Genomic DNA, 1,524 nt, shown 5'->3' on the forward strand with positions numbered 1-1,524 from the left:
TTACCGTTGCCTGATTCAATAAACGAGGCCGTGTTTCCCCACTACCGGTTCTCGTTCGAATGTAGTATCGTTCAACTCTTCAAGACCATCAATCATAGGTTCCCATACTATTCTATAATAATCTATGCTTTTTCTCAGCAAATACAACAGCCGATTGTTGGTATAGTTTCTCCCCCTGAACCAAAAGTGGGCATACTCACCCATACATATCTTTTCTTCTGTGCCGTCCTTGTAGCGCAAGGTATAGGAGGCTCGAGCATCAGGAGGATAAGGATTATCATTGGGTTTCAGTTTTTTCAACTCATTCTGAACTTCCCGCAACAGCACCGGGTCGGTCAATAGAGTATCGACTATGCCCATTGAGTCGGGATACTCTATCAGACCGCTATCGGTAATATCGATAAATGGTCCAATCATTCTTTTTCTCAGACAGTCGCAATCTATGGCCACCGGGCTGTTAAATGAATAATTGTAATACAGCACATATATCGACTCGATTGTATTTTCAGTATCTTCACTCCTTCCCCAAAAGGGTAAAAGCAAAAACAGAATCGGGAATATTAAAATCGCCTTTTTCATAATGAATTACTTTAAGGTTACACAATTCCCATCACCAGCACCCCAGCCCGGTTATCTCCATCTTTCCACGAGAGTATTTGAAATAGAAATCTCCCCAATCACATATCATAGTTGGGACATATTGTTGATATGTGAATCTTCTTTTTTTCCCCGTTCGTTCATATAGATATGGAGGAAGATCACCATGCCACACAAAAAGAAAATCGTTGTATTCGAAATATCCCGTTCCATCCCTGGCTTCTGGAGTGGAGGATATCGAAAATATGAGATAATAGCTTCCATCGTCTTGCCTTTTCGATTTAATATCAAATACATCGGCATCTTCATAGTCCAAGCAAGCGCAACCCGAATTGAAAATCTTGGAGTCTATCTCTTGTAAAAAGACCGAGTCTTTTATATTCATTTCGGGCATATAGACCGTGATTTTTTTCACCATCTCTTCATAGGTCAGCATTTGGGCCTGTATGGTTGGTACACCTATCAGTGACAGCAACACATAAATCATACACTTTTTCATAGCCGTTAAACAGAATTTTGTTAGTCCTCACCATGGAATGAACGCTTCATATCCCTATCGATACAATCCATTCCCATAGATTTTATCGAACCCTCGACGTAACCCAAATACACGGAGATAACCGAATCTCCATTCTCTCCTTTCCAATAGGAGAACTCCCGTTTCCTGTCTGATACCTCGCATAGCGAATCGGGAATAACTCCATACCAAACAAAAGAAAAATTTTTATATTCAAAATATCCGGTTATTGTACCTCCGCAAAATTCAAATTCGGGATATAAATCAAATCTCAGCCAGGGCTCTTTCGAATCAACGTAACATACCTCAAAATTACCTTTATCCAACTTATGCAAGTTGAAACAAATCGAATTAAAAACAAGTGAGTCTATACGTTGAAAGAACAGAGAGTCTTTAAAGACAAGCTCCGG

Annotated in this window: 3 protein-coding genes; all 3 read right to left on the reverse strand. The window is 39.9% G+C overall.

The features are described from left to right. Positions 1-15: 15 nt before the first annotated feature. Positions 16-579, reverse strand: a complete 564-nt coding sequence (locus tag B5F38_RS14110; RefSeq protein ID WP_143241005.1) for a hypothetical protein — start codon at positions 577-579, stop codon at positions 16-18. A gap of 31 nt (positions 580-610) precedes the next feature. Further along, positions 611-1,084, reverse strand: coding sequence for a hypothetical protein (locus tag B5F38_RS14115; RefSeq protein WP_087409750.1), 474 nt, complete (start codon positions 1,082-1,084; stop codon positions 611-613). Between the two features lie 32 nt (positions 1,085-1,116). Further along, the coding region (locus B5F38_RS14120) for a hypothetical protein (RefSeq protein WP_206422503.1) at positions 1,117-1,524 on the reverse strand (408 nt) is incomplete at its 5' end.

This window comes from Barnesiella sp. An22 (assembly GCF_002159975.1).
Taxonomy (GTDB): domain Bacteria; phylum Bacteroidota; class Bacteroidia; order Bacteroidales; family Barnesiellaceae; genus Barnesiella; species Barnesiella merdigallinarum.